Source organism: Corallococcus sp. AB011P (assembly GCF_003611605.1).
Taxonomy (GTDB): Bacteria; Myxococcota; Myxococcia; order Myxococcales; family Myxococcaceae; genus Corallococcus; species Corallococcus coralloides.
This window is the reverse complement of record NZ_RAVX01000023.1, coordinates 47,285-61,815: the sequence shown is the minus strand read 5'-3', so window position 1 is coordinate 61,815 and position 14,531 is coordinate 47,285. Positions and strand designations below refer to the sequence as shown.

12 protein-coding genes are annotated in these 14,531 nt (G+C 69.5%); 5 read left to right on the top strand and 7 right to left on the bottom strand.

The window, feature by feature from the left end; genetic code table 11:
- Window positions 1-44 precede the first annotated feature (44 nt).
- Window positions 45-1,664: a methyl-accepting chemotaxis protein gene (locus D7X30_RS35545; protein ID WP_120567411.1), complete on the top strand. Its 1,620-nt coding sequence runs from the start codon at window positions 45-47 to the stop codon at window positions 1,662-1,664.
- Between the two features lie 67 nt (window positions 1,665-1,731).
- On the opposite strand, the gene clpA is transcribed toward D7X30_RS35545, so the two are convergent.
- The 4 genes from clpA to D7X30_RS35525 all read right to left on the bottom strand — a co-directional run bounded on the left by clpA (window position 1,732) and on the right by D7X30_RS35525 (window position 6,071).
- Entirely contained in the window at window positions 1,732-4,014 is a 2,283-nt protein-coding gene (gene clpA, locus D7X30_RS35540) for an ATP-dependent Clp protease ATP-binding subunit ClpA (RefSeq protein ID WP_120567410.1), read from the bottom strand.
- A 3-nt stretch (window positions 4,015-4,017) separates the two neighbouring features.
- Entirely contained in the window at window positions 4,018-4,344 is a 327-nt protein-coding gene (locus D7X30_RS35535; RefSeq protein ID WP_014399347.1) for an ATP-dependent Clp protease adaptor ClpS, read from the bottom strand.
- A gap of 62 nt (window positions 4,345-4,406) precedes the next feature.
- Window positions 4,407-5,567, bottom strand: coding sequence for a GNAT family N-acetyltransferase (locus D7X30_RS35530; protein ID WP_120567473.1), 1,161 nt, complete (start codon window positions 5,565-5,567; stop codon window positions 4,407-4,409).
- Window positions 5,568-5,630: 63 nt separating this feature from the next.
- Complete coding sequence (locus D7X30_RS35525; RefSeq protein WP_120567409.1) at window positions 5,631-6,071, bottom strand: hypothetical protein; 441 nt, start codon at window positions 6,069-6,071, stop codon at window positions 5,631-5,633.
- A gap of 140 nt (window positions 6,072-6,211) precedes the next feature.
- On the opposite strand from D7X30_RS35525, the gene D7X30_RS35520 reads away from it, so the two are divergent.
- The 3 genes from D7X30_RS35520 to D7X30_RS35505 all read left to right on the top strand — a co-directional run bounded on the left by D7X30_RS35520 (window position 6,212) and on the right by D7X30_RS35505 (window position 8,999).
- Window positions 6,212-6,772, top strand: a complete 561-nt coding sequence (locus D7X30_RS35520) for a NifU family protein (RefSeq protein ID WP_120567408.1) — start codon at window positions 6,212-6,214, stop codon at window positions 6,770-6,772.
- Between the two features lie 164 nt (window positions 6,773-6,936).
- Entirely contained in the window at window positions 6,937-7,722 is a 786-nt protein-coding gene (locus D7X30_RS35515) for an SAM-dependent methyltransferase (protein WP_370051977.1), read from the top strand.
- A 425-nt stretch (window positions 7,723-8,147) separates the two neighbouring features.
- On the top strand, window positions 8,148-8,999 hold the full coding sequence (locus D7X30_RS35505) for an alpha/beta fold hydrolase (protein WP_233592000.1): 852 nt from the start codon (window positions 8,148-8,150) through the stop codon (window positions 8,997-8,999).
- Between the two features lie 4 nt (window positions 9,000-9,003).
- Here the strand turns inward: D7X30_RS35505 and D7X30_RS35500 are convergent, their stop codons facing one another.
- Window positions 9,004-9,897: an oxidoreductase gene (locus D7X30_RS35500; protein ID WP_120567404.1), complete on the bottom strand. Its 894-nt coding sequence runs from the start codon at window positions 9,895-9,897 to the stop codon at window positions 9,004-9,006.
- A 245-nt stretch (window positions 9,898-10,142) separates the two neighbouring features.
- Between D7X30_RS35500 and D7X30_RS35495 the strand changes: the two genes are divergently transcribed.
- A complete protein-coding gene (locus tag D7X30_RS35495; protein ID WP_120567472.1) occupies window positions 10,143-10,892 on the top strand; it encodes a 1-acyl-sn-glycerol-3-phosphate acyltransferase in 750 nt (249 codons plus the stop codon).
- Between the two features lie 67 nt (window positions 10,893-10,959).
- Here D7X30_RS35495 and D7X30_RS35490 read toward each other — a convergent pair whose 3' ends face one another.
- Both D7X30_RS35490 and D7X30_RS35485 read right to left on the bottom strand, forming a co-directional pair.
- Window positions 10,960-13,125, bottom strand: a complete 2,166-nt coding sequence (locus D7X30_RS35490; protein WP_120567403.1) for a glycosyl hydrolase family 18 protein — start codon at window positions 13,123-13,125, stop codon at window positions 10,960-10,962.
- Window positions 13,126-13,489: 364 nt separating this feature from the next.
- On the bottom strand, window positions 13,490-14,527 hold the full coding sequence (locus tag D7X30_RS35485) for a fatty acid desaturase family protein (protein ID WP_233591999.1): 1,038 nt from the start codon (window positions 14,525-14,527) through the stop codon (window positions 13,490-13,492).
- Window positions 14,528-14,531 lie beyond the last annotated feature (4 nt).

Below are 14,531 nucleotides of genomic sequence, written 5' to 3'. Positions count from 1 at the left end.
GCCGCCCGCCGGCCGCTTGAAGACGCCACCCCGGGAGTGTTCCCTTGAAGCCCTCCGCCGCGCACCCTGTCTCCTTCCTGCGCGGGCTCGGGCTCGCGCCGAAGTTCGTGCTCGTCACGGCCGTCATCAGCGCCTCCGTGGCGCTGCTGCTCACCCTCATCGCCACCCGCCAGCTGGAGTCCAACCTGGAGGAGCGCCACGCCAGCGAGGGCGAGGCCGTGGCGCTGAGCCTGGCCATCGCGGCGGAGCAGGGCGTGTCCGCGGGCATGGGCTCGCTCCAGCCGCTGCTGGAGACGTTCCGCGAGCGCGAGGACCTGGCCTACATCTTCATCCAGGACCCCACGGGCTTCGTGCTGGTGCACTCGTTCCAGGGCGCCTTCCCGGAGAACCTGAAGGCCGCGCTCGACGCGCAGCCCGGCGTGGGCAAGGGCCGCACGCGCGTGGTGCCGGAGGTGCGCATCCTTCGCGGCGGCAAGGCGCTGCGCGCGCTGGATGTCGCGGCGGCCGTGGCGGAGAAGGGGCGGCTGGGCACCGTGCACGTGGGCATGGCGCGCGAGTTCATCGACGCGAGGGTGGATGCGCTGCGTTGGGAGATGCTGGCGTTCGCGCTCCTGCTGGTGACGGGCGGCGTGGTGCTGGCGGCGCTGTTCGGCCGGAGCATCGTGCGGCCGCTGGCGGAGCTCACGTCCGTGGCGGGCCACATCGTGTCGTCCGGCGACCTCACCCGCCCCATCCAGGCGCGCGGCAACGACGAGGTGGGGCGGCTGTCCAACTCCTTCTCCCAGATGGTGGGCAAGCTGCGCGAGGTGACGGTCAACCTCCAGCACGCCGCCACCGCGCTCACCCAGTCCACGGACCACCTCAACGCGTCCTCCACCGAGCAGGCGCAGACCATCTCCCGCCAGGCCGCCGCGCTCCAGGAGACGCAGGTGACGGCGCAGGAGATCAAGCAGACGTCCACGCTGGCCGCGCAGAAGGCGGAGAGCGTGCTCAGCGTCGCCGAGCGCGCGGACTCCCTGGCCAAGGCGGGCGAGGCCTCCATCGAGCAGACGATGGCGGGCCTCAACGACATCCGCGCGCAGGTGGGCGAGATCGCGGAGAAGATTCTGGAGCTGGGTGAGCGCACGCGCCAGATTGGCGGCATCACCCAGACGGTGAAGGACCTGGCGGACCAGTCCAACATGCTCGCGCTCAACGCGGCCATCGAAGCGGTGCGCTCTGGTGAGCACGGCAAGGGCTTCAGCGTGGTGGCGCGCGAAATCCGCGCCCTGGCGGACCAGTCCATCCAGGCGACCACGCGGGTGCGGGAGCTCCTGGACGACATCGCCAACTCCGTCACCGCCGCGGTGCGCATCACGGAGCGCGGCGCGGAGCGGATGGAGGCGGGCCTGGCGCAGGTGCGCGACAGCGGGCAGAACCTGCGCGAGCTGTCCTCCATCGTCCAGGACAACGCCGCCGCCGTCCGGCAGATCGCCGCCGCGGTGAATCAGCAGAACGTGGGCATCAATCAAATCACCCTGGCGGTGAATGATTTGTCCAAGATGATGGACGACACCGTGGCCCGCATCGGGTCCACGGGTGAAGCAGCCACCACGCTGCAAATCATCTCCGAGCAGCTCTCCAGCGCCGTGGGTGCGTACAAGGTCGAGTCCAAGCCGGAGTAGGAAACACGAAGGCCCCGAGTCCCCATGAAGGGGGCCCGGGGCCTCGGATGATTCACTCCGTGGCGCCTTAAGCCGGCACGGCCTCGGTGGCTTCCGCCTGGAGCTTCACGGCGTCGTCCACGACGTCGAAGCGGGCCACGCCACCGCTCTTGAGGGAGCCGAACAGCAGCGCCTCCGCGAGCGGCTTCTTGAGGGTGTTGTCCACGAGCCGCGCCATGGGGCGCGCACCGAAGGCGGGGTCGTAGCCGTGCTCGGCCAGCCACGCGCGGGCGGCGGGCGTGAGCTCCAGCTTGACCTTCTTCTCGTCGAGCACCTTCTGGAGCAGGCGCACTTCCTTGTCCACGACCTTGAGGATGACCTCGGGGGGCAGGCCGGAGAACAGAATCCACCCGTCCAGCCGGTTGCGGAACTCCGGCGTGAAGGTGCGCTCGATGGCCTTCTTCGCCCGCGAGCCGTCCACCACCACGCTGGTGTCACCGAAGCCCATGGCCTTGGTGCTCATCTCCTGCGCACCCGCGTTGGTGGTCAGGATGAGGATGATGTTGCGGAAGTCCGCCTTGCGGCCGTTGTTGTCCGTGAGCGTCGCGTGGTCCATCACCTGGAGCAGGATGTTGAAGAGGTCCGGGTGGGCCTTCTCAATCTCATCCAGCACCAGCACCGCGTACGGGTGCTTGCGCACGGCGTCCGTGAGCAGGCCGCCCTGGTCGAAGCCCACGTAGCCCGGAGGCGCGCCGATGAGGCGGCTCACCGTGTGCTTCTCGGAGTACTCGCTCATGTCGAAGCGGAGGAACTCCACGCCCAGGCTCTGCGCCAGCTGCTTCGCCAGCTCCGTCTTGCCCACGCCCGTGGGGCCGGAGAAGAGGAAGCTGCCAATGGGCTTCTCCGGCGCGCGCAGGCCGGAGCGCGACAGCTTGATGGCGCCCACCATCTCTTCAATGGCCTTGTCCTGCCCGTAGATGACGCCCTTGAGCTCCTTGTCCAGGTTCTGAATCTGGATGCCTTCGCTCGCGGACACGCTCTTGGCCGGAATCTTGGCCATCTTGGAGACGACCTGCTCCACGTCGTGCGCGGAGACGACGCCCGTGCGCACGCCCTCCGGCTTGAGCCGCTCCGCGGCGCCGGCCTCGTCGATGACGTCGATGGCCTTGTCCGGCAGGAACCGGTCGTTGATGTGCTTGGCCGCCAGCTCCGCCGCCGCCTGGAGCGCACCCTCGCCGTACTTCACGTGGTGGTGCTCTTCGTAGCGGCTGCGCAGGCCCTCCAGCACCTTGACGGTGTCCTCCACGCTGGGCTCGTCCACTTCAATCTTCTGGAAGCGGCGGGACAGCGCGCGGTCGCGTTCAAACGACGCCTTGAACTCCTGGAACGTCGTGGAGCCAATGCAGCGCAGCCGGCCCGAAGCCAGCGCCGGCTTGAGCAGGTTGGACGCGTCCATGGACCCGCCGCTCGTGGCCCCGGCGCCGACGATGGTGTGGATCTCGTCGATGAAGAGGATGGCGTCCGGCAGCTCCTGGAGCGCCTTGAGCACGCCCTTCAGGCGCTCCTCGAACTGGCCGCGGAACTTGGTGCCCGCGAGCAGCGCGCCCATGTCCAGCGAGTAGACGACCGAGTCCTTCAGCGCCTCCGGCACGCGGCCTTCGGTGATGTGGAGCGCCAGGCCTTCAGCGATGGCCGTCTTGCCCACGCCGGCCTCACCCACGTAGAGCGGGTTGTTCTTGCGGCGGCGGCAGAGCACCTGGATGGTGCGCTCCAGCTCCTTGTCGCGGCCGATGAGCGGGTCGATGCGGCCCGCCTTCGCCTCCACGTTGAGCTGCACGGCGTACGCTTCCAGCGGGCTCTTCTTCTGGGACTCGCCGTCCTCGTCGTCACCAGCGGGGGTGGGGCGCGCTTCGCCCTCGGACTCGCCGTCCTTGGTGGTGCCGTGGGAGATGAAGTTGAGCAGGTCCAGGCGGGTGACGCCCTCCTGCTGCAGCAGGTAGAGCGCGTGGCTCTCCTCTTCACGGAACATGGCGACCAGCACGTCGCCCCCGTCGATGTACTTCTGCTCGGCGGACAGGGCGTGCATGGCGGCGCGGTGGAGCACGCGCTCCACGCCGATGGTCTGCTGCGGCTCGGCGTCCACGTCGTCGGGCAGGCGCTCGACCGTCTCCTCCAGGAAGGAGGTCAGGTTCTCCTGCAGGCGCTTGACGTTCGCGCCGCAGCCCTTGAGCACCTCGCGGGTGCGCGACTCACGGGTGAGGGCCAGGAGCAGGTGCTCCAGGGTCAGGTACTCGTGACGCATCTTCCGCGCCTCGTCGAGCGCGGTGCGGAAGCTGGCCTGCAATTCTTTGGCAATCGATGGTCCTGCCACGGTTCAGCCTTCCTCGGGTTCCATGGACAGCCGCAGGGGGAACCCGTTGTCCCTCGCCGCGGCCTCCACTGTCTTGAGCTTCGTCTCGGCGACGTCGTAGGTATAAACGCCCGCCACACCGATGCCGTTGTAATGAACGTGCATCATGATCTGCACGGCATCCGTCTCCGACTTGTGGAAGATCTCCTTGAGCACGGCCACGACGAACTCGCGCGTGGTGTAGTTGTCGTTGTGCAGGAGGACCTTGTAGAGCGTCGGCCTCTTCAGCTTCTGCTTGGGGACGGCCTCCGTGACGACCTGGCCGTCATCGTGTTGGTGCTTCTGAGCCATGGGCTTGCGGACTCCCTTGCCTTCGCTTCGCGAACCATTGGCGGGCCCTGCTTGAAACCGCTTTAGACCCGCTCCTTGAAACCCGTCTCCGCCCACCACAGCGGCAGGCCGCTCTCGACGGCTGCCCGCTCGTGCGCCAGGAAGCCGCGCACTGCCCGGTCCAGGCCGGGGTGAAGGAACAGATGCGCACTGTATGTGAGGTGCGGCTCGAAACCCCGGGTGAGCTTGTGCTCGCCGCCTGCTCCGGGCTCGAAGCGCTCGCGGCCCCGGGCGATGCAGTCCTCCACCGGGTGGTAGAGGCACACGTTGAAGTGCAGGAACGGATGTTCCTCGAGCGCACCCCAATAACGGCCGTACAGCGTGCTCGGCCCGGTGAAGTTGAACGCGCCCGCCACCCTGCGGCCTTCCCGCCGGGCCTCCACGAACTCGCACCGGTGCTTGAAGCTGGCGAGCAGGCGGGCGAAGAAGTCCTCGGTCAGCGACCGCACGCCCCACGGATAGCGGTCCACCGTGGAGACGTAGAGCTGGTGGGCGCAGGCCGCGTCCACCTCCTCCAGCGCGTCTCCCCGGAGCGTGCGCAGGGTGATGCCCTGGTCCTCCATCTCCCGCCGCTCACGCTGAATCTGGTGCCGCCGCTTGGAGCGGAAGCGGCTGAGGAAGTCCTCGAACGTCCGGTAGCCCGCGTTGCGCCACAGGTACTGCACGCCCAGGCGCAGCGCGTAGCCCTGCGCCTCCAGCACCGGCAGCTCCTCCGGGGTGGGGAAGAGGACGTGGACGCTGGAGAGCCCCTCCGCGCGCGCGTACTCCAGCGCGGCGCTGTACAGCTCCGCCTCGCGGGACGGGGCGTCCTCGCCGGGGGCCACCAGCACGCGGCGGCCGGTGGCGGGCGTGAAGGGCACGCCCAGGACGAGCTTGGGGTAGTAGCGGATGCCCGCGCGCTCGGCGGTGGTGGCCCAGGCGGCGTCGAAGACGAACTCGCCGTGGCTGTCGTTCTTCAAGTACGCGGGCGCGGCGGCGACCAGGCGTGAGCCCCGCCAGAGGGTGAGGTGGCGCGGGTGCCAGCCGCGCTCGGGCACCACGCTGCCGCTCTCCTCCAGGGCGGCGAGGAAGCCCCACTCCAGGAACGGCACCGACCCCGGGTCCACGAGCGCGTCCCAGGCCGACGCGGGAACGTCGGTGATGGAGGTGAGCAGGCGCAGCGTGGTGGGGAGCGGGGCGGACATGGACGTGGCGAGCGCCAGCCTATAACGGCGGGTGGCGGCTGCCGCCACGACCGGCGGGCCGCCCTATTTGCCGCGCGTGAGCTCCTGGGCGAGGAAGCCGGCGACCTCCATGAGCCCCGCGGCGGCGCGCTTGCGGCCCTCGTCCGACTCCATGACCCGGCGGGCGGCGTCGCTGGCGGTGCCCACCTCCAGGTCCACCAGGATGAGGAAGGCGCTCCACCCGGCCGTCACGGTGGCGACCTTGCCCGGCCGCTGGGGCCGGTCGCTCAGGGTGGCGGCCACCTTCTCCAGGAGGCCTTCTTCCTTGAGACGTTTCGTGCCCCCGAGCATCTGCGTCCAGGTGGCCTCCAAAAGGGAGGTCAGCAGGCGCCCGGAGAGGGCGGTGGAGAGGCGCTGGGAGGCCTCTTCGGCGTCCACGCGGTGGGCGTCCGCGTAGGTGGGGCTCAGCTTGGCCACCACCACGGCCTTGGTGGCGAGGTGGGCGAGGCGGGGCGGGTAGGGCATGGGGCCATGTCTTACATCGGTGACGGGTCGGGCTCCATCCGGAGTGAATGGCCAGCGCGGGGCGTTTGCCTGACAGCCGGACAGGTTGCTATGGGGCCCGGCGCCCTTTAGAGGAAGCGGACTTTCGTAGGGAGAACAGCATGTCAGTGAACATCCAGCTCGAGTGGACCCCCAACCCCAGCACGCTGAAGTACGTGGTGGACCGCAAGCTGCTGGGGGGTGGCGCCGTGAACTTCACCAACCGGGACGAAGCGCAGGCGAAGTCGCCCCTGGCGCTGCGGCTCATGGACATCCAGGGCGTGACGGCGGTGATGCTGGGCACGAACTTCGTCACGGTGACGAAGGGCGAGTCCGGCGAGTGGGACGAGCTCAACGACTCCGTGATGTCCACGCTGGACACGCACCTGTCGGAAGGCCTGCCGGTGGTGGACGAGGCGGCCGTCGCGGCGGCGCGCCAGACGGTGTCCGCGGACGGCACGGTGGAGCAGCGCATCCAGTTCATCCTGGACGAGGAGATCCGCCCGGCCGTGGCGCAGGACGGCGGTGACATCACGCTGGACCGCTTCGAGGACGGCATCGTGTACCTGCACATGAAGGGTTCGTGCGCGGGCTGCCCGTCGTCCACGGCGACGCTGAAGATGGGCATCGAGGGCCGGCTCCGGGAGATGATCCCGGAGGTCACCGAAGTGGTGTCCGTCTGAGACGCAACGTCAAGGCGCCGCAGGTCCGCAAGGAGCTGCTTCCGGACCAGTCCCAAGCGCTCCTGCGTGAGCTGCACCTGCTCACGCGCGAGGGGAACCTCAACGCGGATGCGCTGCGCAAGCTCAAGCAGGTCAACCACCTGGTGGGCCTGCTTCGCCCCGCCATGGAGGACGTGCAGACGCGCCACACGAACCCGCTGGTGGTGGACGCGGGCAGCGGCAACGCGTACCTGGGCTTCGTCGTCTACGAGCTGTTCTTGAAGGACGCGGCGGGCGGTGAGCTCTTGTCCATCGAAGGGCGGCCGGACCTGACGGAGCGCGCGAAGGGCCGCGCCGAGCGGCTGCACTTCGACCGGATGCGCTTCCAGACGGCGCACATCGACGCGGCGGAGTACCCGGAGCGCATCCACGTGCTGATGGCGCTGCACGCGTGCGACACCGCCACGGACGACGCGCTGGTGGCGGCCATCAAGCACGGCGCGGACCACGTGGCGGTGGTGCCGTGCTGCCAGGCGGAGGTGGCCGCGCAGCTGAAGGAGAAGAAGGCGAAGCCGGCCGGCTCCATGTCGCTGCTCTTCCAGCACCCGTGGCACCGGCGCGAGTTCGGCTCTCACCTGACGAACGTCATCCGCGCGCTGACGCTGGAGGCGTACGGCTACCAGGTGACGGTGACGGAGCTGACCGGGTGGGAGCACTCGTTGAAGAACGAGCTCATCCTCGGGCGGCGCGTCCACCGGGACAACCGGCGCGCGCGGCTGCAGCTCCAGGCGCTGCTGGCGGAGACGGGCGTACAGCCCCGGCTGACGCGGCTGTTGGGCATCACGCCCGCGGGCGCGGCCGGTGGTGGTGCGGAGGAGTCGTCCACGACGGCGTTGGAGCTGGCTCCAGAGCCCACGCCGGACGCGGAGCCCACGCCGGACGCAGCGCCCGCGGCGCCGTCCGAATCCTGAACGCAAGCGGACCCCACCTGGACCGTAGGGCGGGGCAGGCGACCTCACGGGAGGGGGAAGCGTGTTCCCCCCCACCGGGAAGGACGCCCCCCGGCCGTGCGCGGCGGCCGGGCAGGCGTTACATGCCCTCCGCCCGGGCGATGCGCACGGGAAGACATTCCAGGGGGCCGGGTTCCTTGAGGAAGCCTCCGGGAGGATGTCGGAGGACGTGGGCACGTCAGGGGTCCCGGTCAGGATGACGTCAATGCCGGAGGTCGGGCTCGGCGGCAGGACCCAGGGCGGCGTTCGCGGTGTCTGAATGTCGGGGTGCGGAGTCTCGTCCCGGGATGGGGCCGGCCGGTGGCTGTCAGGGCACCGGATACGAGTGGGGCGAGCCGTGAAGTCCCTCCGCCGCGACGCGGTGGAGGGTGTTGATGGGAAGGGGCATGGCCTTGGAGCTGGATGACTGGGGTGGGAGCGGGCCGCTCCTGCACTTCGCCTGCGCGAACGGTTTTCCTCCGGAGACGTACCGGAAGCTCTTCACGCGGCTCGCGACCCGCTACCACGTGGTGTCGCTGCGCATGCGTCCGCTGGTGCCGGGCCAGGACCCGAAGGCGCTCACGACCTGGAAGGAGCTGGGCGAGGACCTGGCGCGCGAGCTGAAGGCGCGGGGGCGCTCTGGCGTGCTGGGCGTGGGGCACAGCGTGGGCGGCACGAGCACGCTGATGGCCGCCGCCGCGAACCCGGGGCTGTTCCGCGCGGTGGTGGCGTTGGACCCCGTGCTCATCACCGGGTCCCGGCTGTGGGGGCTGCGCCTGATGAAGCTGCTGGGCCGCATGGACCGAACCGCCATCGTACAGGGCGCGCTGCGGCGGAGGGATCGCTGGGCGACGCGTGAGGAGGCGGCCACCGCGTACCGCCAGCGCAAGCTGTTCAAGGACTGGGACGCGGACTGCTTCAGCGACTACATCACGCACGGGCTGCTGCCCACGGAGGCGGGCGACTTCCGCTTGCGCTTCCCGCGCGAGTGGGAGGCCCGCATCTTCGAGACCTTCCCCTCGGATCCGTGGAAGCTCATCCGCGCCAACATGGCGCCCACGCTGGTGCTGCGCGGCGAGCGCTCCGACACGCTGCTTCCCGACGCGCTGGCGCGGGCGGAGCGTGAGATGAAGCGCACGCGGGTGGACACGCTGCCGCTCGCCTCGCACCTGTTCCCGATGGAGAAGCCCCGTGAGACGGCCGAGCACGTGCTGTCGTTCCTCGACCAGCTGCCTCCCGTGGACGTCACGACGCACTGATGCGTCAGCCGTAGGCCTCGCGCTTGATGCGCTTGTCCGGGATGCCCAGCTCGTGCAGGTGGCCCAGCACCGCCTCCATGAAGCGCGGCGTGGCGGGCGTGCGCGTCTCCAGCGCCTTGCGCCGGTCCCACGGGGTGATGGCGGGCCCACACACGTACACGAGGCAGGTGTCGGGCGCGGGAATCAGCTCGCGCAGGAGTGCCTCCGCGACGCGGCCCTTGCGCACCTGGGGGCCGTACTTCGCCTCATCCGTCTCACGCGTGAGCGTGTGCACCACCCGCACCCGGTCCGGCGCCGCCTGCTCCAGCGCGGCCAGCTCCTCGCGGTAGAGGATGTCCCCCCACGTCTTGTTGGACGCGAGGAACGTGTGCCGCAGCTTCAGCCCGCGGTGCAGCGCGTCCTTCACGATGGCGAAGTTCGGCACCGCGCCGGAGCCCGCCACCACATGCAGCACGTGGTCCGCCCGCTCCGTCACGTCGTCCGGCAGCACGTACGGCCCCATGAAGCCCGTCACCTTCAGCTTCGCGCCCACCAGCCGCCCGTGCACCAGCAGGGGCGACAGGAGCGGCGGGTAGCGGGTGACGCCGGGGATGAACTCCTCGTCCTTCACCGTGATGGCCACGTGCCGCTCGTGCGGCGCGGAGGCGAGCGAGTACGAGCGCGGCGGCTCCTTGCGCCCCTTCTGCTCCTGCAGGTACGCGCACTGCTGCGCGAGCGACCGGAACTGGTGCGGGTCGATGTTGATGAACTGGCCTGCCTTGTAGTCGAGCGGCCCCGCGCTCGTGTCCAGCTCCAGCGACAGCGTCGCCGTGTCGTGGGTCTCCATCCGGAGGTCGGTGATGGTGGCCTCGTACTCGACGGGCCGCTTCGCTCGGGAGGGCGTGGCTTCGGCGCTCATGCGGCTCCCCATAACACGCGGGGTGCGGGGCCGCGCGGACGTGCTCGCGGGCGGCGCGCCCTTCCGCACCCGGACCACGGGGGGGGCCCTTCGTTGGCTGGAAGACGAAAGGGCAGGCGAGTGGGCCAGCGCTCCCGGAGGACCGCTGACCCACCCCACCGGGCAGGACTACATCTTCCAGAAGGACGTCCAGCCATCACTCCCCCTGGTGACCAGGGGCATCCGGAAAGGACGTGGGCCGGCCCGTGCTTCGACTTCTCTTCGCCCTGATGTCGCTGCTCCCCTACGGACTGCGCCGCCATGTCGTGCGCGGCCTGATGCATGGCGTGTGGGGCCGGCTGTCCCACGCGAAGGTGTACGGCCTGAAGGACCTGCCGGACGGCCCCTGCCTCTTCCTCTGCAACCACCTGTCCAACGCGGACGGCTTCACGCTCTACCGGGCGCTGCGTCCCCGGCGCGTCGTCTTCCTGGCGGGCGTGAAGCTGCACGGCACCGTGATGACCCGGCTGGCGGCGGAGACGATGGACACCATCGACATCACGCCCAACTCGCCGGATATCGAAGCGCTGCGCCGCTGCGTGGAGCTGCTCAAGGGCGGCCAGTCCGTCCTCATCTTCCCGGAAGGGGGCCGCAGCCGCTCCGGCGGCCTGCTCCAGGCGAAGAAGGGCGTGGGGCTCATCGCCAAGCGCGCGGGCGTGCCCATTGTCCCGGTGGCGCTCACGGGCACGGAGAAGCTGATGCCCATCAACGACTCCGACATGGGCGGCGAGCGGCTCTTCCACGCCGACGTCACCGTGACCTTCGGGCCCGCCTTCCGCATGGAGGACCTGGAGCCGGAGGTGTCCGGTTCCTCCGACGCGCGCCAGGCGCTGGTGGACGCGATGATGCGCCGGGTGGCCGCGCTGCTGCCGCCCGCATACCAGGGCGTCTATTCCGGCGGCCCGGATCCGGTGGCTCCCACTGCGCCGCCCTCCGCCGTGCCGCCCTCCGCCTGAGCGCCGCGAACAAAAACGGCCGCGCGGGCGGGTGCCCACGCGGCCGTCTGGCTTCAAGCCGTCCCGCTTACTGGAGGAACGCCTTCTTGACCTCGGTGAGCAGCGGGTTGTCGCCCGTCGCGCGGTCGATGCAGCCCTGGTTGATGGTCCAGATGATGGTGCCGCCGTAGCCGTTGGCCTTGGCGTACTGGCCCTTGGCCTGGATGGCCTCCGGACCGTCGTACGTAATCCAGCGCACCGTCCCGTCCTCCACCGGCGTGTCGAACGTGACGTAGTTGGCCTGCGCCGCCGCGTCCCACTGGAGCTTGCCCGTCTTGGAGAGCGCGAGGATCTTCTTGTACGTGAAGGAGTTGTCGCCGCCCACGTAGTCGGACCAGTCCGTGAAGGGCTGGCGCGGGCCGGTGATGTGCCGCCACGCGAGGCCGTAGAACGGGATGCCCATGCCCAGCTTCTCCTTGGGGATGCCCGCGGCCACCCAGGCCTTGAGGCTGGACTCCACGGAGGTCGGGTGGGTGCCGGACTCGCCCTTGAGCGCGGACGTGAACCACGAATCCCAACCGCCCCAGACGCCAATCATCTCGTAGGACATGACGTTCACCTGGTCCAGGTACTGGGCCAGCTGCGGGTACCACTTGAGCGACGCGTCCGAGGCGAAGTTGTTGTTGATCCAGCCGATGGGGAACGTCAGCAGCATGTTGGGGCGCGCCTGACGCAGCCGCTGCACCAGCGCGAGCAGGTTCGGCTTGTCCACCTCCTCCACCGGCTCCCAGTCGATGTCGAGCCCGTCGTAGCCGTGGTCGTCCATCGTCTTGAGCAGGTTCTGGACGAACTTCTCCCGGTTGGCGGAAGAGGCCGCGCCCACCCAGTTGGCGTGCTCGCCCGCGCCGCCCACCATGATGATGGCCTTGCGCCCCGCCGCGTGCGCGCGGGTGGAGAGCGTCTTCGCGATGGCGGAGCCATTCGAGTTGTCGAAGATGGCGTCCACCGTGCCGTCCGTGTTCGGCGTCACGCGGCCCACCATGATGTGCGTGAGCGCGCTGAAGTCCACCTTCTCCGGCGGGTAGTCATCCGCGTTCCAGCCCGTGTAGTAGCCGGACACCCACTTGTTGGTGGTGCCCACCGGGCCCGTCACCACCACGTCCGCCGTGGCCTTCTTCGTCGTGTCCGCGTTGCTCGTGGCCACGACGTGGTACGTGCCCGCCGTCCGGGGCGCGGTGTACGTGCCGCTGGAGGTGACGGTGCCGCCCGTGGAGCCTTCCAGGACGCTCCACGTCACGGCCGTGTTGGTGCTGCCCGTCACCGTCGCGGTGAAGGTCTGCACGCCGCCCAGGGACAGCGTCGCGGTGGTGGGGGTGACGCTGACGCTCACGCCCGTGGGGGAGGTCCGCTTGCCGGACACCGCCGTGGACTTCGCGCTCTCACCGGCCGCGTTCAGCGCGGTGACGGCGTACCAGTACGTCGTGCCCGCGACGGCACTGGTGTCCTTGTAGGACGCCGCGGTGAGCGCCGTGGAGGTGAGCCGCGTGTACGTGCCCGTCTGCGACGTGGAGCGATACGCGTGGTAGCCCGTGGCGCCCGTCACCGTGCCCCAGGTGAGGGCCACGTCCGTGGTGGAGCCCGTGGCCTTCAGGGCCGTGGGCGCGGAAGGGGCGGTGGTGCTCGCCGCCAGGCGCACGTTGTCGAAGTACATCGTGGCCAGCTTGCGGCCCGCGTTCTCCATCACCACCAGGCCATCCAGGGTGGTGTTCGCCGCGCCCAGCGTGGACAGCGGCATGCGGCACAGCGTCCACGCGTTGGCCTTGATGGTGCCGCCCGCACAGGTGGGGTTGAGCGCCACGGGCGGCTTCGCCACGCCGCCCACGCTCGCGTAGAGCGCGATGGCGGGGTTGGCCGTCGCGCCGGGGTTCACCTGCAACTCCACGAAGCCTTGGCCCGTGGTGGGCACACCCGCGTGGTGGAAGTACAGGCCCGTCCAGGGGCCGAACGTCGCGGAGATGGAGCGGGTGCCCGCGTACACGGGCCGGGTCGCGCTGAGGCTGTGCGTCGCCCAGGACCAGTCCTGCCAGCCCGAGCCGAGCGCGTCGTCGAACATCGTGGTCGCGCTCGCGAGCGCGTCCCCGGACATCCCCAGCGAGTCGTCGTCACCCGCGGTGGACGTGAAGTCCGGCGCGCCACCGCAGCCGGTGTGCATGGCGCCCAACGCCACGAGGAACCCAATGAGCTGCCTTCTCAAGTTCTCTCCTGCGGCCAGGTGAAAAGGGCGGGGCCGGGGGAACCGCATCCCCCTGCTCGCGGCGCGTGGCAGGGGGCCCCCGGTCGCCCTGTCGCCGCGCCGGAATTGGCGGGCGGGGGAGGGGGGACCTGGCGAATCGCAGGCAAAGAAACACCGCGAAACTTCGTCTGTGTTCAAGCCTCGGGGTGGGCTATTTCGGCACGTCGCGAGGACGCCAGGCCGCTGTATCAGCGGGGTGGCGAGCGTCTGGCTTCAGAGCGAAATGCGCCTGGTGACGGCTGGGACGTGCGGGCGCTTCCCACGCCTGGAGGCGCCACGGGGGCGCCTCCAGGGGAAAGCCAGTCAGGCCGTGATGCATCCAGCTTCAATCATTCACAGGCAATGTATCACGTCCATTCTTCCGGCCCAGCGACGTAAGGAAGTTCCACGCGCTCTTCTCCCCGCCCAGGTACGTCTGGAAGTGGTTCTCCCCGGGGCGGTACAGGTCCGTCTGCTTGAGCCGCTCGTGCAGCGCGGGCAGGTGGTAGTAGGGCACGGACGGGAAGAGGTGATGGGACAGGTGGTAGCTGGCGTTGAAGGGCGCGATGAAGAAGCGCTCGAACCAGGTGGCCGCCTCCACGTCCCGCGTCTCGTGCGTCTCATCCGGGGTGGCGGGGGTGAAGGGGTGCTCCACCACCGCGCGGATGCGGAAGGCCATCATCATCAGCGTCAGCGACGGGATGGACCACAGGAGCAGGTAGTGGAGCCAGCCGCCCGTGAGCGTGAGGAAGGTGATGAAGCCGGTCAGCCACAGCGCGTAGCGGAGGTGCTCCGCGCGGGACGGCGGCGAGCCGCCCTTGCCCAGCGCGCGGCCCGTATAGGACCAGGGAATCATGATGCGCAAATGGGACAGGGTGAAGATGCCCACCATGTCCCCCAACAGCACCAGCGCAGTGCCCCAGCGCGTGCGAGGGAACATCCACGCGTGGTCGCGCTGCGCCGTGCGCCAGTACGGGTCCTTCTCCGTGTTGACGTAGCGGTGATGCTCCGCGTGCTCCTTGCGGTAGCCCTCCGTGGTGATGTTCATGGGGAACGCGCACAGCAGGTCCGCCAGCACGTCATTGGTCTTGCGGTTCGTGAGCAGGTGGTAGTGCGAGGCTTCGTGCACCAGGCTCAGGAGCGCGTGCTGCCGCGAGGAGATGACCACCGCGGCCAGCACCCACGCCCACCACCGGTCCACCTGCACCACGAACGCTACCGACAGCGCGATGATGAGCCATTGGCGCGCCACCGCCCACAGGCCGCGCGCGTTGGTCACCAACGACAGCTCCCTCACCGACGCCGTCAAGGCACGACGGTCAAACGCACGGGAGGTGACCGCTTCCGAGTCATCCAGCGACAACGGTTCTGGAACGGCAAGCATCTGG

Excerpts from the sequence above, each read along its gene's own strand:
- D7X30_RS35500 (WP_120567404.1), bottom strand. The coding sequence starts at position 9,897 with ATGAGCGCCGAAGCCACGCCCTCCCGAGCGAAGCGGCCCGTCGAGTAC.
- D7X30_RS35485 (WP_233591999.1), bottom strand. The coding sequence starts at position 14,527 with ATGCTTGCCGTTCCAGAACCGTTGTCGCTGGATGACTCGGAAGCGGTC.
- D7X30_RS35520 (WP_120567408.1), top strand. The coding sequence starts at position 6,212 with ATGTCAGTGAACATCCAGCTCGAGTGGACCCCCAACCCCAGCACGCTG.
- D7X30_RS35525 (WP_120567409.1), bottom strand. The coding sequence starts at position 6,071 with ATGCCCTACCCGCCCCGCCTCGCCCACCTCGCCACCAAGGCCGTGGTG.
- D7X30_RS35535 (WP_014399347.1), bottom strand. The coding sequence starts at position 4,344 with ATGGCTCAGAAGCACCAACACGATGACGGCCAGGTCGTCACGGAGGCC.
- D7X30_RS35505 (WP_233592000.1), top strand. The coding sequence starts at position 8,148 with ATGGCCTTGGAGCTGGATGACTGGGGTGGGAGCGGGCCGCTCCTGCAC.
- D7X30_RS35515 (WP_370051977.1), top strand. The coding sequence starts at position 6,937 with ATGGAGGACGTGCAGACGCGCCACACGAACCCGCTGGTGGTGGACGCG.
- D7X30_RS35530 (WP_120567473.1), bottom strand. The coding sequence starts at position 5,567 with ATGTCCGCCCCGCTCCCCACCACGCTGCGCCTGCTCACCTCCATCACC.